The following is a 23517-nucleotide window of genomic DNA, read 5'->3' on the forward strand; positions in this document are numbered from 1 at the left end:
TATTATCTTATAAGATAACTATAATGCTTTTTCACATTTTTGGATAGCAGTTTTATCTGTAATTCTAAAAAAATAACTTGTTTTTGAATCGTGATCGTTATTGAATAAAGTGTATACATATATTAGTTGTTATTTATAATTTATTGTTTCATTTCAAATCACATTAAACGTAGTGTTTTTGTAATCTACATGCATAAAATACTTTTTTATTTTGTTATTCTATTGAAATTGAAACCTCTTTTTGTTAAGTTTAAAATACAAAAAGGGGGTTTTAAAGTGAAAAGAGTTACAAAGTTAACATTATGTATTTTTTTTTATTTCAATTTTGTTCTTTACAGGATGTAGTAGTAAAGCAAATGAAGGAGATCTAGATAAAAAAATCTATGATCTGGAAACAAGTTTCAAAAAAAACTATCAATTGTGGGTAGACATGAAAAATATGGGAGAAATCAAGAATAAAGAGTATCCCAAAGATCTAAGAAAAGTAGCGACTGATTTTAAAATTATTGGGGATAAAGCAAAATTAAGTAGCTATCAAAAACTTCTGAGTGAAGAAGACAAAATGATTTATGAAACGTATCGACAATTATCACCAGAAATCAAGGAACTTGCAAGAACAATTGAAAAGTCGAATTTTGAACAAGCCAAAACACAATATGAAACAATTCTGGAAAAAGAAGAAGGGGTAAAGGAGTAGGGAGATGATGGAAAAGGGATGGAAAAGAAAAGGGATTACGTTGTTTGTTGCTGGAGTACAAGTTTTAGGCTTGTTTCCTTGGGGAGCACTCCAAAGTTTTGCACAGGAGAATGAAAAAGTAGAGACAGTAGGTTCAAGTGAAGCAATCATTACACCAGAAAAAGTGAAAAAAGAAGATCTTGATCAGCAGACGCAACAAAAACTCAAAAAAGCTGATGAACGTATAGAGCAAGAAAACGAACCAACTGAAAAACCAGATGATAAAACAGAAACAACTTTAGACGTTGCGCCACAATTAAAATCAGCATTTGAAACAGACGAAAAAAGTATGCTGGTATCGGTCAAAGATGACATGGCGAAAAAAGGGCTGACGGAAATCGTAACCGATCGTTCTGAGACAACGAAAACGTTTGTTCATCCTGAAACTGGAGTGGGGGAAACCATTGTTTTTACAGAACCCATTCATTTTGAAAAAGAAAAAAACAACTGGCAGGAATTTAATGGGACTTTTGAAGAGGAAAAAGATATTTATATTGCAAAAGAGCAGGTTGAAGTTCAAGTACCAAATGAAGTGACCGAAAAAGAAGTCCCTACCGTCAAGGTCGGTGACGCAACAGTAGGAATCGGTTTACCAGACAATCAATACGAAGTTCAAGCAGTTAAAGAGGACAAAGTCTTATTAGCTGCTGAAAATAATTTAGAACCTGTAGAAATTTCATATCAGCCAACTGGAGTGAAAGTTAGTCAATATATTTCTGAAGAAACTGATCTGACAACCATTAAATTTGCGTTAAAGCTACCGGATACCCTGCAAGCGAAAGAAGAAAAAGAGCAGGGGATTATTGGTCTTTATGACGGTGAGAAACTTGTAAGTGCTGTTCCTACACCAACGATTGAAACAATAACTGGCGATTTTATTTCAACTGCGGAGGCTGATTTTGACAGTAAAACGAATACCTTGACGCTAAAAGCTCATGATAAAGAAAAAAGTCCAAACTTAAAAGCGGCACGTGTTAATGTCCAATTTGTCCAAGCGAAAATCGAGCAAGGTATTGAAGCGACTAGTATTCGTCAGTATGATGACAAAATGAATTATTGGTTCCAAGATTATATGTATATTGGTTATGATGATGGCTATAACGGAACACTAGGCGCCGCACATTTTGTTACTTATGGGTTGATCAAGATCCCTGATGCAGAATTGAAAAAAATTGGGAAAGGCAGAGAAATCGAATCAGCAAACCTTTCATTATTTAGAACAGGAGCACCTGGTTTTTGGGGAGATCGTGCGAAAGACGGCAGTGGAAAAGTAGTCAATCGCCATTTTGAAGTTCATGGCTTGACTAAAGACATCGGAGCCTTTTCTAAAGCTACGTATAAAGGGTTTAGTGATGCAAAATTCCCTTATGGACCACCTGCCAATGAATCAGGCAAAGAAACCATGATTGGTGGCATTGATCCAAATAACCGTAGAGTTAATTTTGATATCACTAATTTGGCCAACGACTGGATCAATGGCGGCAGTAATTTCGGGATGATCGTTAAAACAAATAAAGTAACGTCACATGAATTGCCTTATTCTACTGCTGAAGTTTTTGCTGCACCAAAAGGCGGCGTAACGACTACCTCTCCTTATTTAGTGATCAAGCATCGTGAACGTCCGCCAATCGATAAAAACATGCCGCTTAAAGACACTACCTTGAAACTACGTCCATTTGTCAGTTCTGATAATGACGGTCTAGTTCAGTTTCAAGCATTAGGTATGGATGGTATCGGTCGACCAGATGCCAAGATAAATTATCGTGTGCTTGATACAAGTGACAAAAATAAAGTAACCTTCTCAGGAACAGATCCATCGATTGGGCGAGATTATATCTTCCCTAATTATCCCAAGCTATTTGAGCATGCTAACCGATATTTAGAACTATCGAGTAATTGGCAAACCAATACATTACTGACCAGCTCTTTGAAAGAAAACCATCTTTACAAAGTAGAAGCAACGATCACGCATGGAACGGAAGAATCAAAGCAAACCTATGATCAGTTCCAATTATACAAAGTGACCAGCCAAGACACATTACCTCGTCTTCTGAAATTCTACGGATTAGAAAAACAGCGAGCAACATTTATGCGGGATAATAACATGAAAGATGAATTATTGACTCAAGGGAACACTGTTTTTATTCGAAATCCAAAGAAAAATCAAGGGAAAGCCTATCAGTCACAGCCCCTTTCTAAAGCCGATAAAATCCGCTTAGATGCATTATCTGTTGGCCGAGGAAAGCATTGTAAATATGGCTTTGAACCAATCAATATTGGTAGTGGGAATTTAATTTACGAAATGACGGATAGTGTTTGGTATGATTTTGAAGAAGAGCAGTTTTTTGCTAGAACCTATAATTCTAAAGGCGGCGGTATGGATAGCCCAGTTGGTAGAAACTGGACACTAAATCAATACTTGACCTTAAATCAATTAGAAGACAAATCAATGATGTTGACAAAAGAAGATGGCGGTAAGATCTTTTTTGATCGTGGGAAAGATGGTCATTATCAAGTATCCGATGATTCGCCTTACACGTTGACGAAAAAAATCAAAGATGAAAAACGCAGCTTCGAATTAACGAATACGGAACAAAAGTTGACTTACCTATTTGATGCAACAGGACAAATAAGAAAAATTACTAATGCTTACGGTCAGACCAAAGAATACAGCTACGAAGAAGAAACTGGATTTTTAAAAGCAATCAAACAATTTAACGGCGGCAAAGTTCAATTTGACTGGGATGATAATGGACACATAAAAAAAGCCACTTTCCCAGATCAAACAACGAACACCTACGAATACGATGCAAAAGGAAACTTAACAAAAGTGACCGATGCGTTAGGGAAGAAAATAGCGTATACGTACAATGATAATCACTTTATGACGTCATATTCTGATGACGAAGGAACACTACTTTATCAAAACAAATTTGATAAAGAAGGACGTGTTATCGAGCAAACGGATGCCAAAGACAATACGGTTACGATCACGTATGAAAAAAATAAAACGACGACGATCGATGGAAACGGAAATAAAGAAATCACTACCTACAATGATCATTTCCAACCAACAAAGATTGAATACGCTGATGGTAAAAGCGAAACCAAACGCTATAATGAACGCTATCAGCTAATTGAAGAAATTGATCGAGCAGGCAATAAAACAATCTATGAAAATGATACAAACGGGAATGTAACCAAAACGATCTTCCCTGATGGAAGTACAGAGGTTAGTTTATATAATGCTAGTAATCAATTGACAGAACAAACAGATCGTTTAGGGAAGAAAACCACGTATCACTATAATGAACAAGGGAAATTACTACAGACCATACGTCCAGATGGAAAAACGATCACCTATTCTTATGATGGACAAGGAAAAGTGACGAGTAAGACCGATGCGGATGGAGCCACAGAAAATTATACGTATCAGGCTGGTAATCTAACATCAATCAGTGATGCTCATGGGACGAAAAATGGGTATGAATATGATGCAAAAGGCTTGATCACAAAAGAAATCGATGCAGCAGGAAACACTAAAACGTTTAAACGAAATAAGCGTGGTGAACTGATTGAAGAAACAGATTTCAATGGGAATAAAAAGACGTATTCCTATAGTGCAGAAGGATACTTGCTCTCAGAAACAGATTTTAACGGAAATCAAACAAGTTTCACGTATGATAAATTAGGCAGAAAAATTGCTGAAATCAACCCTGCCGGTGGGAAAAAAACGTTTGAGTATGATGCAAATGGAAATATCATCAAAGAAACAGATTATCTAGGAAATGCGAAAACATTCACTTATAACGAATTAAACCAATTAATCGAAGAAAAAACAGCCACAGGTTCAATTACACGTTATACATTGAATGCTTTAGGTGATCCTCTAACTGAGACCGTAGATGATAAGAAAAAAACGACCTATGCTTACGATAAAAATCAAAATCTAATCAAAAAAATCGATGCACTAAAACAAGAAACAACCTATGAATATGACCAAAAAAATCAACGAATCAAAGAACTATATCCTGATCAAACGACAATTCTTTATGAATACGATGAGTTGGGCAATATAACGGCTAAAACCGATCGTAATGGATTGAAAACCACCTATTCTTATAATGAGAAGAGCCAACTACTAAAGGAATTATCAGGTGATCGTGAAACCAACTATACCTATGATTTACGAGGCAACAAAACAACTGAAATCGATCCTGAAAATAACCAACGTTCTTTTGGTTTCAATTCGCTAGGCTATCTTTCAGAGCAAACCGATGCTGCTGGTAATAAAACAGTCTATGAAACCGACAATCAAGGGAATGTGACGAAAATCACAGATCCAGATGGCAACGTGTTAACCTACACGTACGATGGAGAAGGTAACGTTCTTTCACAAACTGATGCATTAGGAAATAAGAAGCTATCCACTTATAATTCATTGAATCAGCTAGCCACAACAGTTGAACCAACGGGGGATATTATCCAGTATCATTATGATGCCAATAGTAATTTAGTTGAAAAAATCGATGCATTAGGCAATAAGACAACCTATAGCTATACGAAAGATAATCAATTACAAACATCAACGGATCCATTGGGGCAAATAACGCAGCTCTCTTATGACGCTAGCGGTAATTTAGTTTCGTTTGAAGATACAATCGGTAGAAAAACAACGTATTCCTACGATTTATTAAATCAATTAACAAAAGAAGTCACACCAGGAAACGTCACGATCAATTATAGATATGATGTTCTTGGTCAGCGCATTAAGCAATCTGACAGCAACGGTAAAAGTGAAAGTTATACCTATGATAAAAATGGTCAGATGCTTACAGCAACGGATGAACAAAAACGAAAAATTTCCTACGAATACAATCTTTTTGGTGAAAAAATTGCTGAAACGGATGCTGCTGGCAATAAAACAAGCTATGCATACAATAAATTAGGGCAGCAAATTACAATCAAGCATCCACAAGAAACGAGTCAAACATTAATCTACGATAGTTTAGGACATGTTTTGGAAGAAGTGATGCCAAATGGTGGAAAATACGCCTATAGCTATGATAAGCGCGGTAATTTGATCAAAGAAACTAATCCATTAGGCGAAACACAAAGGTATGCCTATAACAAAAATAGTCAACTGGTTCAATCAATAACGGCTAAAAATGAGGTTACGACCTATAGTTATGACAAAAATAATCGCTTGATCGAAACCAAAGATCCTTTAGGAAATAGTCAAAAAATCAAGTATGATGCCAATGGCAATGTCATAACAGAAATCGATGCTGAAGGAAATCAAACAGCCTATGCCTATGACGGCAATAATCAGCTGATCCAAACAATCAATGCTAAAAAATTCCAACAAACAGTTAGCTATGATCCAGTTGGACGGAAAATTGCTGAAACAGATTTCAATGGCAATAAAACAACTTATGAGTATAATGTCAATGATCAACTCTTGAAAAAAATAGAACCAAATAAACGCATCACAACCTTTGAATATGATGCACACGGAAATCTTTCAAAAATCACAGATCCTAAAAAAGCTGTGACAGAAATGACCTATACTTCTGATGGCCAACTTGCTTCTGAAACGAATGCAAAAGGCTATAAACGGTTGTATGAGTATGACACTTACCGAAATCTACTTGCTGTAAAAGACAATGTTAGAAAAGACCCGCTTGAAACGTATCGCTATAATAACTATCAACAGCGTATAGCAGAAACCAATGCAGCAGGCAAAAAAACAACATACGACTATAATAAGTTTGGACAGCTTACAAAACTGACTTATCCTAACAAAACTAGTGTTGCCTATCGTTATGACTTACTAGATCGAGTTTCTGAAATAACAGATATTCGTGGCAATAAAACGAAAACAGAATATGATGAAAATGGTCAAGTGACCCGCTTTATCGCACCTGGTGAACAAGTTTCCACCTACGAATATGACAGTAATGGAAATGTAACCAAAGAACAAGATCCAATGGCATTTACTTCTAGTTACACGTACAACAAATTAAATCAAGTAGCAGAAGAAACCGACGAACTTGGACATAAAACAACCTACGCGTACGATCAATTACAACAAGTCGCAAAAATCACGGATCCTAGAAACCATCAAATAGCAATGGATTATGACGGTAATGGGAATCTAGTGAAAGAAACGGATGCAAAGGGCAAAGAAAAACATTTTGGCTATGATGCAAACGACCAACTGACTAGCGTTAAAAATCGATTAGGGAAAACAACCCATTATACCTACGATCTTCAAAGTAATTTGACCAGTGTCAAAGATGCACTTGGCAATCTGACGACGTTCAACTATTCGCCAACAGGTGAGTTGGACAGTATACTTTCAGCGAATGGGAAAAAAGAAAGCTATAACTATACGTTAGATGGACAACTAGCACAAACAACTACACCAAAAGAAGAGACGATTCAATATAAGTACGATGAAATGAATCAGCTTGTCGAAAAAATCACCAAAAATGCCAACTTCACGTATACCTATACGGATGAAGAAAAAATGAAAACTGCAGCTTATGAAACAACGGAGCCAATTTCAGCGATCGACAATGAAGCGTTGAAACAAGCTGTGCCAACCAAAGGTGAGGTGGCATTTGAATACAATCAATACGGAGATTTGACGAAAGCGACGGATGAAAAAGGTGAAAGCTTATCTTACGGTTATGATTCTTTAGGACGCAAGACAAGTGTGACATATCCAAGTGAACGGAAAATCACGTATGAATATGACAAGAAAAATCAACTAACCGTTGTAGCAGATGGTGATCAAAAAACGGTGTATGAACATGACGGAGCAGGTCAAATCAAAAAAATAAGCTATCCAAATGGCACGATCACACAATATGACTATCTAGCAACAGGAGAAATCAGCTCAGCTGAAACATTAGAAGCAAATGGAAAATCGTTAGCAAAAATGACTTATGCGTACGATGAAAATGATAATCTCCAAAAAGAAACGATTCAATACCCGAAATTAACACTTGAAAAAACGTATGAGTATGATGCCGAAGATCAATTGATAAAAGTCACTGAAGTCGAAGGCAAGAAAAAGACTGAAATCGAGTACTATTATGATGATGCTGGTAATCGAATTACTTATTCAGAAAAGGTCAATGACAAAAAGAAAACCTTCTATGAATACAAAGTCAATAACATGAATCAAGTCACTGAAATTACCAGTGAAAAAGGCGCTAAATTCGAGTATGATGCTAATGGTAATGTCGCAAAAAAAATCGCCATGACTGGTGAAGTGACAACGTATCTCTATGATGTAGAAGATCGCTTGATCCAAGAAACAAGCAGTAACGGTATTTATACCCTTTACGGATACGATGCACTAGGCAATCGTGTAATCAAAGGTACGGCGACTGAATATGGACGCCGAATCAAAACAGATCTAAAAGCTTGGATGAAACAAACTGATCGAACAGCCCAATTAGCTCTAAACAATCAAGATGTCACCTTACATGAAATCTTGACTGCTGTAGCGAAACAGCCAGCCATGGCCGATCGCTTACGCTGTTTACCAAAAGACCGTCCGTGGCGTAAAGACCATGATAAACCAAGAAAAACCGTTGAAACGGAGAAACTAAAAAAAGAACTGGATAAAAACCATTCGATCAAAATCGTTACGTCATTGAACGAATACAACCAAGAACACACTAGTCCTGCTAAGCTCACGCAAGAAACCTATGATAAAAGAGTCAAAACCACTCAAAGCCAAGAATTTACTTTTGGTGAAGAAACCGATATCTTAGGAGACCAAGAAGAGCAATACCATCGTGATGGTTATAGCAGTATTGGTACGATCACGAATCGACAAAGCGGTGAATTAATCACCAATACCTTGTATAATGAATATGGGGAAGCCGCATTGCGTTTGGAAAATGAGTACGGCTACCGCAGTGAATACCATGATCAGTCGAATCGGATCCATCTACGTGCCAGAGAATACAGCACCACAACGGGACGTTTCCTACAAGAGGATACCTGGTATGGAAAAGTGGAACAACCCCAAAGCCAGAATCGGTATATCTATGTAGAAAACAACCCGCAAAAATACCGTGACCGTAGTGGAAATGCAGGTTGGTGGTCCAAGGCATGGAATAATGTGAAGAAAACCGCTAAAAAGGTCTGGAACGGAGTCAAACAAGTAGCGAAAAAAGTTTGGAATGGTGTCAAAAAGGTAGCAAGTGCTGTTTGGAATGGCGCAAAAGCTGTCTGGAATGCCGTTGTGCCATCCTCACCTCGTGCTTCAAGTTCATGGGGTGGAATTCCACCAGGGATTAATTATGTAGGAAATTATGGTGGAAGAACGTATTATCCACAGCAAAACTATGTCAGTGTCAATTATATCCGAGGAAGAAATGGACAACCTGTAGGCTATCAAACGTACAATCAAGCGTTATACTATCAAAGTGCGGCTTATCGCTATCAAGTACAGGTAGCTAGAGCACAAGCGACCCGTGCCGCAGCAACCGTCCGAATCAAGAAAGTTTGCGATACGGCGGATAAGAAATGGATAGGAAGTAATTCAGGACTTGTTGTAGGAACGGCATTTGTAATTCCTATACCAAGAGTCCCAGTAGTCCCACCTGTAACGACGATACCGAAACTAGACATGGATGCAGGAAACTTTTCATTTCCATCTTTACCGAAAATACCAAGTGCAAGGGATCTTGCTAATGGGATAGTTGGCTGGTTTATTGGGGATTATATTCAGAAAATAGCGAAAAATAGAGACTTAGATGATGTTAAAGCTAAAGATTTGAAACGTCTACCGAATAATAAAGTAAAAGATTTAGGTGGTGAAGAATACACGCAGGATGTAAAAGGGAAAAGTGGTAAAAGTAAAGCAGACTTATACTGGAATCCTAAAACAGGTGATGTTTACTCCATTCCTAAAAAGGGAGGACCGCCAACCTACGTTGATACAATACCTAAAGGAAAATAGTAAAGGAGAAGAAAATGGATAATACAAGACCTAAAGAGTTAACTAATGGAAAAATGATTAGAGAATATAGTACTTCTTTTTCTCGAATACCGATGGTTAGATATGAAGAAATTGTAGAATATTATATAAAAGAACCAGCAAAAATTATTGTAGTAAGTGAGAGTAACAAAATAAAATGTGAGCTTATTTTTCAAGTGGTTAGAGAAATTCCAAATAGTGATTTAATTAGCTTTTCTATTTATTCAGATGAAAGAGAAGAATTTGATGAGAATACGTTTTTTATAATTAGAAAAGTTTATTGGAATAAAAAAGTAGATATTGCTGGAATAAGAGAAGGTGTAAAAGAGAGAGAAGAACTTTTAAACACGTACCCTTCAATCGAAAATAATAATATTTTAGTTTCAAATAATCCTAAAATAATTAGAATGTTAAAGCAGTTAGACAATTTAGTTTCTGATGGAATTGTTTTAAGTGATGAAATAAATCCAGATTGGTCAGGTGCTAACCAGCTGAGAGTCATGCGATGCTTTGATTGGGGAATAATTGAAAGTTTGTGGGGAAAGCAAAAGAAAAATATTGAACTAGAGAAGTTTCTACATGAAAGTATTGAAAAGTTGAACGATATTATTTTAAATGAAAAGCCAACTGATTTTGAAATAGATTTAGATTATCTTTATTCACCAGATAGTTTAAAATCAATTATTAATGGAAGTATTGTGAAGTAGAAAGAATAGTAATATAAATGATAATGGTTCAAATAATTCCCAAAAGTTGGAGTAAGTTTTTTATAGCTTACTCCAATTTGTACGTAAAATCTAGTGAAATAATTGATCTGTTTATTCAGTTTTGTGTTTAGAAAAAATGATGATGTATTGGAAACGCTGATTGGTGGTCTAAAGCTTGGAATAAAGGACAAGAACAGTAGCTACAGTCCGAATCAAGAAAGTTTGCGATACGGCGGATAAGAAATGGACGGGTAAGAATAGAGGGCTGGTTGTAGGAGCCGCATTTGTGATTCCAATACCAAGAGTCCCAGTAGTCCACCTGTAACGACGATACCGAAACTAGACACGGATGCAGGAAACTTTTCATTTCCATCTTTACCGAAAATACCAAGTGCAAGGGATCTTGCTAATGGGATAGTTGGCTGGTTTATTGGGGATTATATTCAGAAAATAGCTGAGAAGAATGAAGCTGTTTTTAATCCTAAAAACGGGACGACAATAAGAAAGGGTAATAGTAAAGCAAAAAAAGATACTGGATATTTACAAAAAGATGGTTCAGTTTGGTCGCAAGACGATGGAGCCAGTCATGGAGGAAGCTCTTGGAAAAAATACAAAAATAAAAGAGATTTTGAAAAAGGAAAGCGAGAGGGAACTTACGATGAAAAAGGAAATAAACTTAGAGATTAGAACTGAAGATGGTATCATTCCCAAAATACAGCCAATTAATAGTAATGCTGTGAATAATGATAGTGAGCTATGGGAGCTATATATTCAAGCTGATGATTATGATGAATTACTTATTGAGTCTGAAAAAAAATACGAAAAGGTTGTATTAGATGTTTTTAATAAACCAATGGTTAAAGAAGATCCTCGATTAGATTTGCTCTCAAACAACTATTTTAAATTAAGTCAAGAATCTAAATTTCTTTACTTTATAAAAAAAGTTTTTGAATTAAATAGAGGAAAATGTTATATCGATCTTGGAACTTTTGAAAATAATCAAGATGTAATAGAGTTTTTGATTAGTCAAGAGAAGTATGTTGATCAAATAGATAAATATATCATATTAAATCAGATTGAAATTCTAAAAAATAGTAAAGAACCAATTTATTTGATAGATAACCTTAATGTATTAAACATGTTTTTTAAATGTTTTTTACGAGAAAGTTTATGGAGTAGCTTGTACTTCAATACAGTACCCTTAATTATAAAAACGAATTATGATATCAGTGTACCTTTGATTTTTCAAAATGAAGAAGATAAAAAAGTATATGAAAAAATTGCAAATGAAAGTGAATTGTTTTTTTTATAACTTTGCATTGGACGTTTCTTACAAGAAGATACATGGTATGGAAAAGTGGAACAACCTCAAAGTCAAAACCGCTATATTTATGTAGAAAACAACCCGCAGAAATACCGTGACCGCAGTGGCAATGTAGGTTAGTGGTCTAAAGCTTGGAATAATGTGAAGAAAGTCGCTAAAAAGGTCTGGAATGGTGCAAAAGCTGTCTGGAATGCCGTTGTGCTATCCTCACCTTGTGCTTTAAGATCTTGGAGCGGGATGCTATCAGGGATTTATTACGTGGGAAACTGTGGGGGAAGAACGTATTATCCACAACAAAACTATGTCAGTGTCAATTATATCCGAGGAAGAAATGGACAACCTGTAGGCTATCAAACGTACAATCAAGCGTTATACTATCAAAGTGCGGCTTATCGCTATCAAGTACAGGTAGCTAGAGCACAAGCGACACGAGCAGCAGCTACAGTCCGAATCAAGAAAGTCTGCGATACGGCAGATAGGAAGTGGACAGGTAAGAAAAGTAGCGAAGAGCAGTTAAAAGAGTTTGAGAAGAAATATGGCAAATCTAAAATAATGAAAAATGAAATCCTCTTTATCCCTGGCGGAGGCGCAATAGGTTTACTAGGAAAAGCGAAGAATACGTTAGATTGGGCAAAGAATGCTATTGGTATTGGGAAGATATTCCAGTCTGCTAGTGAAGCACTAAGTGAAGAAAGCTCTGTAACGTCTAATCAAGGGAATACGTATGATGATACACCGTCTAAGAAACACAAAAAAGTAACTGGGTCAGCAGACAGAACTGGAGAACCTAATTCAAGCGTAGATATTTATGATAAGAGTGGAAAAATCAAGACACGTAGATGGTATGATGAAGATGGGAACGCGGTAAGAGATATCGATTATGATGACCATGGAAATCCAACAAGACATCCTGAGGTACCACATGAACATACTTGGAAAGATGGTGTGAGAAAATGATAGAAGCAATTGTAGTAAAACAATTTCCTTGTGGCTATTTTACAAATATGAAATATATATTTGAAGCAATAAAAAAAGATAACCAGTATAACTGGCTTATTACTGATTATGAATGTAACTATTATCCGGATGATTTGATCAAACCAAATGAAGATTATATTTGGTTAGATAACGAAAGCTTGGTGAGAATAGTAGAAAACAATGATATTCAGTTTATCTGGGGAGTATTTTCTGGGTTTCCAAAAAATATTTCAAAGAAAAAAATTCTTGAAAATAACTTACCCTATGCAAATGGATATGACGGTTTTTGGTCGCTTGAGACAAATATTCAACATCCGTTAGCAGAAGTTGAATTAGTTTCTTGGGATAGCAGTTTATTTTTAGCCATAAGCAAAAATAAAAAAATCATTACAGATATTCAGAAAAATTTCTTTCATACAGAAAGTCTGAAAGAATATGTTGATGAATAATGAAAGGAATAGTTGTTTTTAAACACAAAGAAAATTGTTCTCGATTATCTGATGTTTTCACAGCAATAGGAAATATAGAAAATGAGTATAACTGGTTAATTACAAATAGCGAGTTTGTATCACAAAATGATACACCTTTTTTCAATGAATCATATACATGGATAAAGGGAGAAAAACTTTCTGAATTAATAAGTAAGGATGATGGTTATTGGATTTGGGGAGTATTTTCTGCTTTTAAAAAAAATATTAAAAGAGAAGAGGTGCTAACTTATTCATTACCATTTGCAAATGGTTATAAAGGATTTTGGGAAGTACCGTTGACTTTACAAAATCCTCTGGCAGAGTTTGAGATAGTAGAATGGGATGGAAATACACTTATTGTAATAAGTAAGAATGATAAAATCATTGAAAGTTTAAAAAAATATTATTCATTCGCCTGTGATTTAGAAAAGTATAATAGTGAAGAATAATTTTAATATGTTCAATTATTTATTATTGAAAACTCTAATTTTGTGGATTGGCTGGAAAAAGAGAGTTTTGGCGTTAATACTAAAAAAGGTGTGACACATTATTGTATTTATACACCGAATGATGTTGTTGCTATCTTATATTTGAAGGAGCCTAAAATAAGAATAGAGCAGGTATTTTAAAAATTTAGTCAAGTAAGTGTAAGTTAGTTTTTTAATGAGCAGGTCATCCAAGGTTAGAGTAGCTATATAGTTATAGTCTACTCTAACTATATACATAAGATATTCATAAAGAATACCAACTAATAAAGTTAAATATACAAGAGTAAAATAATAATATATTATGACCACAGCATAATGATGTCAGTGTCAATTATATCCTAAGAAGAAATGGACAGAGCACGTAGGTTATCAGACTTACAATCAGGCATTGTACTATCAAAGTGCCGCTTATCGCTATCAAGTAGAGGATCAGCGAGCAAAAACCATTCGTATGATAGCAACCGTCCGAATCAAGAAAGTCTGCGATACGGCGGATAAGAAATGGACAGGAAGTAATTCAGGACTTGTTGTAGGAACGGCATTTGTAATTCCTATACCAAGAGTCCCAGTAGTCCCACCTGTAACGACGATACCGAAACTAGACATGGATGCAGGAAACTTTTCATTTCCATCTTTACCGAAAATACCAAGTGCAAGAGATCTTGCTAATGGGATAGTTGGTTGGTTTATTGGGGATTATATTCAGAAATTAGCAAAAGAGGTACCCGGACTTCCGAAACAAGGTGCAGTTGATGGTGATATTAAAAATGCTCCTTCTGTTGATGCTGGAAAACAGGGCAAACATGTTCCATGGCATAACAATAGCATAGATACAAAAACACAGTGGAAAAAAGGACAAACGGGAGTAAATGAAACACAAGAAGGTTGGGTAAAAGGAAAGTTATTAAATGATGGCACTAAGGTATGGGATGCTGGAAAAGTGATAGGTCCCAATGGAGAAACTGGAGTGAGAGTGCATATTGATGGTGCTGGACGAATACATGGTTATCCAGTTGATCCCAAACAGTATTTAAAATAGTAGGAGGACAGTTTTTATGTTGAAAACCCCATTAGGAAATATTCGATTATTTGAAAATAATATAGAAAAGAAATATAGCTATAAATCACTAAATGTTAATAGTAAAAATTATTTAGTTGATAAACGAATTAGTATTACATTGAAAATTACTCAGAATCTTGAAAATGTAAAGTTAATCTTAGATATTGATGAAAATGCAGTGATAAAAAGTGAAATTGAATCAGGAGAAGATTTATCATTAATAAGTTTTTTTAAAGGTAATTTAAAATTGAGTATAGGAACGGTAGGAGATATTACTGGTGTTGATTATTTCTATTTGGATAATGGAATGGACTTAACCCTCAATAAAGAGACTAATATTAAGGAACTAATATTTTATATAGCTTGGCTCAACATGGAAAATCCAGAAGAGGAATCTATTTTTACTTGGTTTGCTGCTGATCCAACATTAGATTAGTAGTAAGTTGAAATGAGCTAATAGAGGGTGGATAATACCTAATAAAGTCGATAGGAAATACGAAGGAAGAAATGAAGATTATGAAAGTAAGATGTTTAGCGACCACGGGAAGTGGTATTAATACGTTTACATTATCGAATATAGGAGACCTTACAAAAACAGAATATCCTTTAAAAAAAGATGAAATTTATACTCAAGTTCTTTTTAAAAATGTTCTACATTATTTAATTATAGGAACGTATGAAGATTTACCATCATGGTATCCAGCAGAATTATTTGAAGTAGTAGATCACCAAGTCTATTTAGAGTGGTACTATAATTATGAGGTGAATTCAGTTGTCAGTGGATTATGGGGATATAAAGAAATGGTAATGACAGACAATCATTATGATGATTTAATTGAAAGAATAGATGGAGCAATAGAAGTATTTTTTTAAAGGAAAAAGGAAATCGATGAGTTTATTGAGTATATGTAAATTAATTTGATTTCTAGTCTGTTATAAAAGTCAGAGTAACTACAGCAATTATAGTTTACTCTGACTGTATACATAAAAAAATTGTAATTTAAACAAAGGCATAAACTTATAGGATTGAATGGAAATCTTTTAAAAGAAAATCAGACATAAAAAGGAATTTTCTACAACGCAATTATATCGGTGTCAATTATATCAGAGGTAGGGCAGGGCAATCTTTAGGATATCAGATATATAATCAAGCAAGAGTACGAACTATTATCAGAAAAATGGATAATAGTTCGTACTCTTTTTACGTATTTTTTTTAAAACTTAAAAAGGTGTTCCCCTTCACAAAAGGAACGTACGTTCGTATAATTGGTTATGGAATAGAATAAGGAGAGGATCGCGATGATATTTGATTATGAAAAAGAACCTAGAAGAGTACTTTTTTGTATTGATGTAAAATCCTTTTATGCCTCGGTCGAATGTGTGGCTAGAGGGTATGACCCACTAGAAAAAATGCTGGTTGTGATGAGCCATGCTGAAAATACTGGTGGTCTTGTTCTGGCATCTTCACCAAAAGCGAAAGAAGTGCTAGGAATCACCAATGTAACAAGAAAATACGATGTACCTGATCATCCAGAATTAGCGATTGTACCACCTCGGATGAATGAATATATCAAAGAAAACATGAAAATCAATGCAATCTATAAAGAATATGTTGCAGAAGAAGACTTACATATTTATTCGATTGATGAATCATTTTTAGATGTAAGTGCCAGTTGGAAATTGTTTGGTCAAACGCCAAGAACCGTGGCTAAAATCATCCAACAAAGAATCAAAAAAGAGACAGGGTTAGCAATCACAGTTGGCATCGGTGATAATCCTTTATTAGCCAAATTAGCGATGGATATCGAAGCGAAGCATAATGAAGAACGGTTAGCTGAGTGGCATTATGAAGACGTTCCTGAAAAAGTCTGGAGTATTGAGTCAATGACGGATATGTGGGGAATCGGCCACCGCTTAGCCAAACGTTTAAACCATTTAGGCATTCGATCTGTGTATGATTTAGCTCATGCAGATGTAAACAGTCTCAAAAGGAATTTAGGGATCATTGGCGAACAGTTATATGCCCATGCGCATGGCATTGATCGCAGCCGCTTATCTGAAAAATACATACCGGAAGAACGTTCCTATAACAATTCTCAGATTTTGATGCGGGATTATATGAGACAAGATGAGATCGAAGTTGTGATCAGGGAGATGGCAGAACAAGTGGCAGCGCGTCTTAGAAAAGCTCATTGTCAGACAGAATGTGTTCATTTATCTGTGGGTTTTTCTAAAGCAGGTTTATCGGGTGGATCAGGGTTTTCAAGGCAAATGAAGGTCCCTTTAACAAATAGCAGCAAATTATTGATTGAATATTGTTTAACCATTTTTAGGCAACATTGGCACGGAGAAGAAGTACGACATATTGGAATTACGTATTCCAAACTGAATTACAATACTTATGTACAATTAGATTTATTTCATGAACCAGATGAGCAACTGAAGGAACTAAAACTAGACCAGTTGATCGACGAAATTCGCCAGCGCTTTGGCTATGTTTCATTGGTCCACGCAAGTTCTGTCTCATCTGGTGGCACAGCAATTTCAAGAGCGTCACTAGTCGGTGGACATGCAGGGGGAATGGAGGGCTTACAATGAGTAAAGAGCGAGATTATTATTTTGAACAGTACCAAGATCGAAAAATGAAAAAGTGGGCGGGCTTTTATTTATCTGAGCATACCGCGATTATTGAACAAGAGAAAAAAAGACAGCCAGCTGAAAAGAAAATACAAATGAGTTGGACGGAAATCGATGAAGTATTAGCTCAGGCATTTCAAAATCAGGTTGAAGTGAGGATTCAAAAAGAAGAACTAGATTGTGAAGGACATTATGGAGCAGATATTATTGGCAGGATTCAAGGACATGATGAGTTGGGGATTTTTGTAGGTGGACATAAGATTGGCTACGATGAAATTCGCCATGTCCAATTATACTAAAAAAACCATCTAACTTTATATACACTACTAAAGTTAGATGGTTTTTCAGGTTTAACGGTGGGTAACCAGAAAGAATTCAGCCAATGCCAATAGAATCATCATTAACGCAATTAGACTACACATGATCAAATGACGACGTTTGTGCATCATCACGATTGCAATAAACTCTCTTAAAAAGGCATTAGGTAGAAAATAGAAGGCTGTTCGAGCGCCAATCCCGTCAGCGTTTAGATTGGCCATCTTGGCAAAAAGACCAGCACGGAATAGATGGAAATTGTTTGTCGTAAAAATCGCTCGGAAATCAGTTCCCCCAAAATCTTGTTCCATGATTTCTTTGGAAAAGCGCATGTTCTCTAACGTATTTTTGGAATTAGTTTCAACTAAAATAGCTTCTTCTGGAATCCCTTTTCCAATGGCGTACTGTTTCATTGCAATACTTTCAGCGATATGTTCATCGTCCCCCTTACCACCAGACATCAGGATTTTAGGTGGATTTAACGTAGCATCAGACTGGGCTTTATAAAATTGCATGGCTTTTTCGATCCGCTTACCTAAAAGTGGCGGGACTGTTTTTCCATCGATCAAACCTGAACCTAAAACAATGATGTAATCTTGAGTATATTTAGGTTGATTAAATTGATAAATAATTGAGATTGTTAAAAAATTATAGAACACAATAGAAAAATAAAACATGATAAATGGTAAAATACCAAATAATAGAGACGCCCACTGTGGCAAGATTCGAGCTGAATAATAATTAAAAATCAGAAAAGCGGTCAAACCAATAGCTAAAAGTAAGGTCAATAAATTTGCTAAAGAATGCCCTTCTTTACGCAAAACGACGATTGCATTCCAATATAAGAAAGCAAGCAAGGCATAAAGTCCGATCAATAACAAGAGTAGCAAAACAATGCCTGTGATTCCTGCTAAAACAATCAGTAAAGGATTCATTGTCCTAACAAGTAAAGAACCTAAGTAAGTCATACCTACGATTAAAAACAAATTAAAGACTAATCCATTAATTAACCTTCGCTTTTCCTTAAAATAACAAAAAAGGAAAAGTAACAAGAAGGTTGATGGGATCAAAAAATAATAAGTATGAAGTTGTACTTCTAAATAAATGACATAAACAATAAAACAAATTGAAAACCAAAGCAATTCAAAAAATTTCCAATTTTGATTGAGCTTTTTTGCACGCCATTTTGGGATAATAAATACGCCAATAAGATAAATGATCCCAATGATAATACTAAAATAATTCCCCATAATAGAACTCCTTCAATAAATGATTTCATATTAGTATAACGAAAAATGAGCGAAAAAAAAACTACAAACTTTAAGAAGCTGTAAATATCTTATGGTTCAAGTAAGTCAGCTAGACATAGGATGAAAAATTAGGATGTAATGGGTCAACTCCAACTACATCCTAATTTAAAATTATTTAGAAGAATGAACTGGAAATGTGATGAAAAAGCTCGTTCCTCGTCCCTCTTCAGATACTAATGAAAGATGCCATTCATATTTTGCAACAATCGAGGTTACTGCGAAAAGTCCCAGTCCCGTTCCTTCATCCGCTGATTTTGTTGTAAAGAAGGGCTCAAATATTTTTTCTTGTAATTCTTCTGGGATTCCAGGACCATTATCAGAAATTTCCAGCGTAACAAACGTATCAATAGGCGTTGCTCGATGACTACTTTTCTTCAGCAGTACAGTCAATTCTTTTGAAGCTGGTGAAACAGTGACTTGAATCTTTTGTTGTTTATTTGAATTTTCTTTTGTAGCCTGATAGGCGTTTGTGATCAAGTTATAAATCAAATTTTGTAAGTCTGTTTCTTCTAATTTAGTAGTCCCAAGATTTTCTTGGATGGATAGGGATAATTGAACTTTTTTAGGAATAATTTCCCCAATCAAGTGGGTAGCAACTCCAATCGCAGCAGAAATATCTATCCATTCCTGAACGCTTTTTTGAGGTTTAGAAAAGCGTAAAACATTTGAAGATAGCTGTTTTCCTTTCTGGGCAGAATGAAGAATTTCTTCTAAATCTGCTTTTAATATAGGATCGTCTCCATGTTCTTCCAATAATAGTTGGGTGTTACCGATAATCGGAGTTAAAAAATTGTTCATATCATGGACGATCGATGTTGTAAGCAAACCCACTGTTTCCATTTTGTTTCGTTGATAAAGTTCTAATTCTAATTGATGTTGCATTTTTTGTTGCTTTTGTTTTTCGATTAACTGGCGATTTTCGGCTTCAATGGTTTCTTTTTTTCTAAAATTATGAATAAATAACGAACAAACAATAATCAAAAGTAATAATAAAACTAAGAGGAAAGACAAAACGATGACAAAATTGATGATATCATCATTTCGTTCGTTATAATCCGCATTGATTGCGACGACCCAATGAGCAAGGCCAACATCGATCCATTCGAAGGCACTGATTTTTAACACTTCAGTCGGTGTATCTTCATCCCACCAGTAAGATTTATAGGTCAGCTTTCCGGAATTGTGGTTTAGCTGATATTTTTCTAGTCGTTTTAAATCAGAGTAATCAAAGTCTGGATACAATTTTTCTCGTCCATTGATAATATCTAACCCAACTTGTTGGGCTACAGGGTGCATAACAACAGTCATTGACCGGTCTTTGATCATCGGATATCCTTTATAATCTAATTCAAAATCTTGTAAAAAATTCTTATAAAAAGCTTCCAAATTCAAAGGTAAAATCAAATAACCATCAACAGTACCAGAGGCCGTTCGGATTTCTTGATAAAAATTAACATAAGCTTTTTTATTGATAAAATACGAATCGCCATTTTGGGCGGTTGGTTTATCGAACAGTTGTTTTAAAGATAAATCATGACGAATAAAGGGACGAATTGTGTCAGGATCTACAATCAATACTTCTTTTTTCTTAGCGTCCCAATGAAAAGCATATAAAGGTGTACCCTCTGGATCAATATAAAAAAGTGAATCGGTTTCATTATTTAAGGAGTCAAAGAATGTGTTGAGAGAAGAGGCGCTGCTTTTTAAGTAAGTCGCTGGATCATCACTATTCTTTAAATTACCATCAATCGCTAGATAATTAAGAGCCTGATGCCGATTTTTCATAGAAAGCTGTATTACTTTACCAACATATTCTGTCGATTGTAGCAAAAAGTCCTGACCACTTGCTGTTGTTGTTTTACGAATGATAGAAAATCCCCGAATTGCAAAGAAAACGGATACAACAATAAAGAGGGTCATCGCTGCGATCATGATGTTTACAATTCTGTTTGTTCGTTTCATTGGTCTAGCTCCTTTTAAAAGTCTGTTCATATCATAACAAGTTCATGTTGAAATTTAAAGATAATTCCGCTATTGTATAGATAATGTAAAAAAATAATGAGGTGTGCACGTTGCGAAACGAAAAAATTTTAGTGGTAGATGATGATCCTGCAATTCGCCGATTGATTTGGAAGTCGCTTCAGTCAACGGGATTACTGGTCTATCAAAGTGATACGATCGAAAAAACGTTAGATATCATGAATCGAGTAGAATTTCAATTATTTCTTTTAGATGTCAGTTTAGAGCATGAAAATGACGGCTATCATTTGGCGCAATTGATTCGAGAACGCCAGCCTTTAACACCAATTATCTTTGTCAGTGGGAAAAAAAGCGAGCAAGATATCATTAGTGGTCTAGAATCTGGCGGTGATGTTTATCTTTCTAAACCTTTTGCGCCAGATGTTTTACGAGCACAGGTCATCAGTACCTTGAATCGAACAGAACAGTTATTGACATTGAGCAAACATCGTGAAGAAACGATGTTGAGAGATGGAATTTTTTCATTCGATAAAAATCAATATCAATTTAGTAAAAATGGCGAAATCGTGAATATGACATCTAAAGAAATCATGATGATTTTATTTTTTATGGAAAATCCCTATCAAGTATTTAGTAAGGAACAGATTTATGCTAGTGTCTGGAGTGATGGAGACATGGATAAGAATCTGATCACGGTGTACATTAACTATCTAAGAAATAAGATTGAAGATGACCCGAAAAAACCGAAATATTTACAGACAGTTTGGGGCATTGGGTATCTCTTTAATCCAGAAGGCAAAGAGGCAGGGAATACTGTGTAGTATAGCTATAAAAACAGGTAGTGATCCGTCATGGTCATCACCTGTTTTTATCGTTTTTATGTAAAACTCAAAATAAACCTTCTAATCGTCCAAAAAAGAAGCTTAATGCGACTAAATCAGCCGAGCCACCTGGGCTAAGATTTTCTTTGATCAGTTGTTGATCGAAAAGAACCAAAGCATGTTCTAATTCTTTTTCTGAGCTATTGATCGAGAGTGTTTGTAAAAGTTCAGTAGCTTGTTTTTTGACGTTTTGCCAAGCATAGATACCACCTCGATTGATTAAATTAGAGTCTTCAATCGTTGCCATTAAATGTAATAATAACATTAAAAACAAGGTACGTTGATCGCTGTTATAGTATTTTCTTAAAAATGGAAGTGCGCTATCTGTAAGTGTAGGATAGCCTAATTCTGCTTCACCGCGAATGCCAACGATACCATGCTCTAAATAAAGCTGTTCTCCATAACTCAATTGTTTCTTGTACGCCAAATCAGCAAAATCTTTTAAAAGTAATCCTTTTGCCATCTGTTTTACATAGTTAAAAACGGCTGCTGTATCTTGTTTTGTAAAGGGAATCTCTAACTGCTTATCGTTCATTAGTTTTCCTGTTGCACTTAGAACTAACGCAAAAGAGAAATTGGCCCCTTTATGAGTATTAACGCCCTTAGTTTTTCTCAGCATAGCAGCTTCAGCCTGTTGTCCAAGTGCACGGACTTTTTCAAACAAAGCAGAAGGAGACCCATTATGATTAAATCCTAAGTCAACATATTGTGTAAGAAATGGTGCAAGTGCAGCACTACTATCAATAAAAGTAGAATAATTCATGTCTGTATGCGCACCGCAACTTTTAGGATCGACCAGTCCTGGTTTAGGATAAAGTCTGGCTTCGTATAATAGTGATTCTAAAGCAAATTCACTGACTGATTTAAGTGTTTCATATTTATTTTGCTGTTTCATTTAAATGTTTTTCCATTTCTTTAAGAATAAAGGTTTGAGAATAATCTAAGTGCTCTGTAATGAGTAATTTTAATTGTTCTTCTTCTTGATTTAGCATACATTTATAAATTAACCAATGTTCATTCAATGCTTTATCCCGACGTTCTTTAGATCGAATCGAGATATCTCTAAAGTAGACGAGGTATTCACGCAGTTTCATGACGATCGATTTTAAGCGTAACATTTTGCTTTTTTCATAAATCAATTCATTGAAGTCAGAGAATTTTTGTAAAACTTGATCAATTTCATTTGCTTCATTTAACTGCTCTGTTTCTTCTAATAGTATTTTTAGCTCCTTAAAATCTTCAGAGCCCATTTCCTTCATCGCTGTAATCGTCGCTAAAACATCCAACGATTTTCTAATCGCATAAATTTCATTAGCATCATTGAGTGAAATTCCTCGAACGATGATTCCGACACCACGAACATGATCAACAAGTCCTTCTTCAACGAGCTTTTGTAAGGCATAGCGGATTGGTGTACGGCTGATATTCATTATTTCTGAAAATTCTTTTTCGTTGATACGCTGACCAGCAGGAATTTCACCTAGAATGATTGTTTTTCGGAAGGCTTTGTAAACAAGTTCTTTTAACGGTTCATTGGCGCTTAAATTTAAATTTTTTCCAACTGCTTCTGATATTGTACTCATCTGATTGCTCCTCTTCTGATTAAATAGTAGGAAAAATAAATGAA

At 35.3% G+C, this 23517-nt stretch carries 17 protein-coding genes; 13 read left to right on the forward strand and 4 right to left on the reverse strand.

Annotated features, from left to right (window positions below; translation table 11 throughout):
- Nucleotides 1–430: 430 nt before the first annotated feature.
- The 12 genes from I580_RS09005 (at nucleotide 431) to I580_RS09060 (ending at nucleotide 17703) form a co-directional block, all read left to right on the forward strand.
- A complete protein-coding gene (locus tag I580_RS09005) occupies nucleotides 431–697 on the forward strand; it encodes a hypothetical protein (protein WP_143141716.1) in 267 nt (88 codons plus the stop codon).
- Nucleotides 698–701: 4 nt separating this feature from the next.
- Complete coding sequence (locus tag I580_RS09010; RefSeq protein ID WP_016249799.1) at nucleotides 702–9722, forward strand: RHS repeat-associated core domain-containing protein; 9021 nt, start codon at nucleotides 702–704, stop codon at nucleotides 9720–9722.
- A 14-nt stretch (nucleotides 9723–9736) separates the two neighbouring features.
- Nucleotides 9737–10447: a hypothetical protein gene (locus tag I580_RS09015; protein WP_010771653.1), complete on the forward strand. Its 711-nt coding sequence runs from the start codon at nucleotides 9737–9739 to the stop codon at nucleotides 10445–10447.
- 574 nt (nucleotides 10448–11021) lie between these two features.
- Nucleotides 11022–11759, forward strand: a complete 738-nt coding sequence (locus tag I580_RS09020) for a hypothetical protein (protein WP_245558643.1) — start codon at nucleotides 11022–11024, stop codon at nucleotides 11757–11759.
- A gap of 270 nt (nucleotides 11760–12029) precedes the next feature.
- On the forward strand, nucleotides 12030–12728 hold the full coding sequence (locus I580_RS09025; protein WP_167324171.1) for a hypothetical protein: 699 nt from the start codon (nucleotides 12030–12032) through the stop codon (nucleotides 12726–12728).
- Nucleotides 12725–13198: a hypothetical protein gene (locus I580_RS09030; protein WP_010771656.1), complete on the forward strand. Its 474-nt coding sequence runs from the start codon at nucleotides 12725–12727 to the stop codon at nucleotides 13196–13198. The genes I580_RS09025 and I580_RS09030 overlap by 4 nt, the downstream gene beginning before the upstream one ends.
- Nucleotides 13198–13668 (forward strand): DUF2691 family protein, encoded by a 471-nt coding sequence (locus I580_RS09035; RefSeq protein ID WP_010771657.1) that lies wholly within the window; start codon nucleotides 13198–13200, stop codon nucleotides 13666–13668. Before I580_RS09030 ends, I580_RS09035 begins: the two co-directional genes overlap by 1 nt.
- Nucleotides 13669–14095: 427 nt before the next feature.
- Nucleotides 14096–14746, forward strand: coding sequence for a hypothetical protein (locus I580_RS17135; RefSeq protein WP_010771658.1), 651 nt, complete (start codon nucleotides 14096–14098; stop codon nucleotides 14744–14746).
- A gap of 16 nt (nucleotides 14747–14762) precedes the next feature.
- Entirely contained in the window at nucleotides 14763–15203 is a 441-nt protein-coding gene (locus I580_RS09045; RefSeq protein WP_010771659.1) for a hypothetical protein, read from the forward strand.
- A 71-nt stretch (nucleotides 15204–15274) separates the two neighbouring features.
- A complete protein-coding gene (locus I580_RS09050; protein WP_010771660.1) occupies nucleotides 15275–15640 on the forward strand; it encodes a hypothetical protein in 366 nt (121 codons plus the stop codon).
- A gap of 426 nt (nucleotides 15641–16066) precedes the next feature.
- On the forward strand, nucleotides 16067–17365 hold the full coding sequence (locus I580_RS09055) for a Y-family DNA polymerase (protein WP_010771661.1): 1299 nt from the start codon (nucleotides 16067–16069) through the stop codon (nucleotides 17363–17365).
- Entirely contained in the window at nucleotides 17362–17703 is a 342-nt protein-coding gene (locus I580_RS09060; RefSeq protein WP_010771662.1) for a hypothetical protein, read from the forward strand. The genes I580_RS09055 and I580_RS09060 overlap by 4 nt, the downstream gene beginning before the upstream one ends.
- 51 nt (nucleotides 17704–17754) lie before the next feature.
- Here the strand turns inward: I580_RS09060 and I580_RS09065 are convergent, their stop codons facing one another.
- Both I580_RS09065 and I580_RS09070 read right to left on the reverse strand, forming a co-directional pair.
- On the reverse strand, nucleotides 17755–18969 hold the full coding sequence (locus I580_RS09065; RefSeq protein ID WP_010771663.1) for a YdcF family protein: 1215 nt from the start codon (nucleotides 18967–18969) through the stop codon (nucleotides 17755–17757).
- A 171-nt stretch (nucleotides 18970–19140) separates the two neighbouring features.
- Nucleotides 19141–20991 (reverse strand): sensor histidine kinase, encoded by a 1851-nt coding sequence (locus I580_RS09070; protein ID WP_010771664.1) that lies wholly within the window; start codon nucleotides 20989–20991, stop codon nucleotides 19141–19143.
- A gap of 110 nt (nucleotides 20992–21101) precedes the next feature.
- Between I580_RS09070 and I580_RS09075 the strand changes: the two genes are divergently transcribed.
- Nucleotides 21102–21830, forward strand: a complete 729-nt coding sequence (locus I580_RS09075; protein WP_010771665.1) for a response regulator transcription factor — start codon at nucleotides 21102–21104, stop codon at nucleotides 21828–21830.
- A gap of 67 nt (nucleotides 21831–21897) precedes the next feature.
- Here the strand turns inward: I580_RS09075 and citG are convergent, their stop codons facing one another.
- Both citG and I580_RS09085 read right to left on the reverse strand, forming a co-directional pair.
- A complete protein-coding gene (gene citG / locus I580_RS09080; protein ID WP_010771666.1) occupies nucleotides 21898–22785 on the reverse strand; it encodes a triphosphoribosyl-dephospho-CoA synthase CitG in 888 nt (295 codons plus the stop codon).
- On the reverse strand, nucleotides 22769–23473 hold the full coding sequence (locus I580_RS09085) for a GntR family transcriptional regulator (RefSeq protein WP_010771667.1): 705 nt from the start codon (nucleotides 23471–23473) through the stop codon (nucleotides 22769–22771). Before I580_RS09085 ends, citG begins: the two co-directional genes overlap by 17 nt.
- Nucleotides 23474–23517: the final 44 nt, after the last annotated feature.

Source organism: Enterococcus caccae ATCC BAA-1240, assembly GCF_000407145.1.
Classification (GTDB): Bacteria; Bacillota; Bacilli; order Lactobacillales; family Enterococcaceae; genus Enterococcus_L; species Enterococcus_L caccae.

Bases quoted from the DNA above. Each gene is read 5' to 3' on its own strand.
- citG (WP_010771666.1), bottom strand. From the start codon at position 22,785: ATGAAACAGCAAAATAAATATGAAACACTTAAATCAGTCAGTGAATTT.
- I580_RS09070 (WP_010771664.1), bottom strand. From the start codon at position 20,991: ATGAAACGAACAAACAGAATTGTAAACATCATGATCGCAGCGATGACC.
- I580_RS09045 (WP_010771659.1), top strand. From the start codon at position 14,763: ATGTTGAAAACCCCATTAGGAAATATTCGATTATTTGAAAATAATATA.
- I580_RS09020 (WP_245558643.1), top strand. From the start codon at position 11,022: ATGGAGCCAGTCATGGAGGAAGCTCTTGGAAAAAATACAAAAATAAAA.
- I580_RS09060 (WP_010771662.1), top strand. From the start codon at position 17,362: ATGAGTAAAGAGCGAGATTATTATTTTGAACAGTACCAAGATCGAAAA.
- I580_RS09055 (WP_010771661.1), top strand. From the start codon at position 16,067: ATGATATTTGATTATGAAAAAGAACCTAGAAGAGTACTTTTTTGTATT.
- I580_RS09015 (WP_010771653.1), top strand. From the start codon at position 9,737: ATGGATAATACAAGACCTAAAGAGTTAACTAATGGAAAAATGATTAGA.
- I580_RS09030 (WP_010771656.1), top strand. From the start codon at position 12,725: ATGATAGAAGCAATTGTAGTAAAACAATTTCCTTGTGGCTATTTTACA.
- I580_RS09005 (WP_143141716.1), top strand. From the start codon at position 431: ATGAAAAATATGGGAGAAATCAAGAATAAAGAGTATCCCAAAGATCTA.
- I580_RS09035 (WP_010771657.1), top strand. From the start codon at position 13,198: ATGAAAGGAATAGTTGTTTTTAAACACAAAGAAAATTGTTCTCGATTA.
- I580_RS09085 (WP_010771667.1), bottom strand. From the start codon at position 23,473: ATGAGTACAATATCAGAAGCAGTTGGAAAAAATTTAAATTTAAGCGCC.
- I580_RS09010 (WP_016249799.1), top strand. From the start codon at position 702: ATGATGGAAAAGGGATGGAAAAGAAAAGGGATTACGTTGTTTGTTGCT.
- I580_RS09050 (WP_010771660.1), top strand. From the start codon at position 15,275: ATGAAGATTATGAAAGTAAGATGTTTAGCGACCACGGGAAGTGGTATT.
- I580_RS09065 (WP_010771663.1), bottom strand. From the start codon at position 18,969: ATGGGGAATTATTTTAGTATTATCATTGGGATCATTTATCTTATTGGC.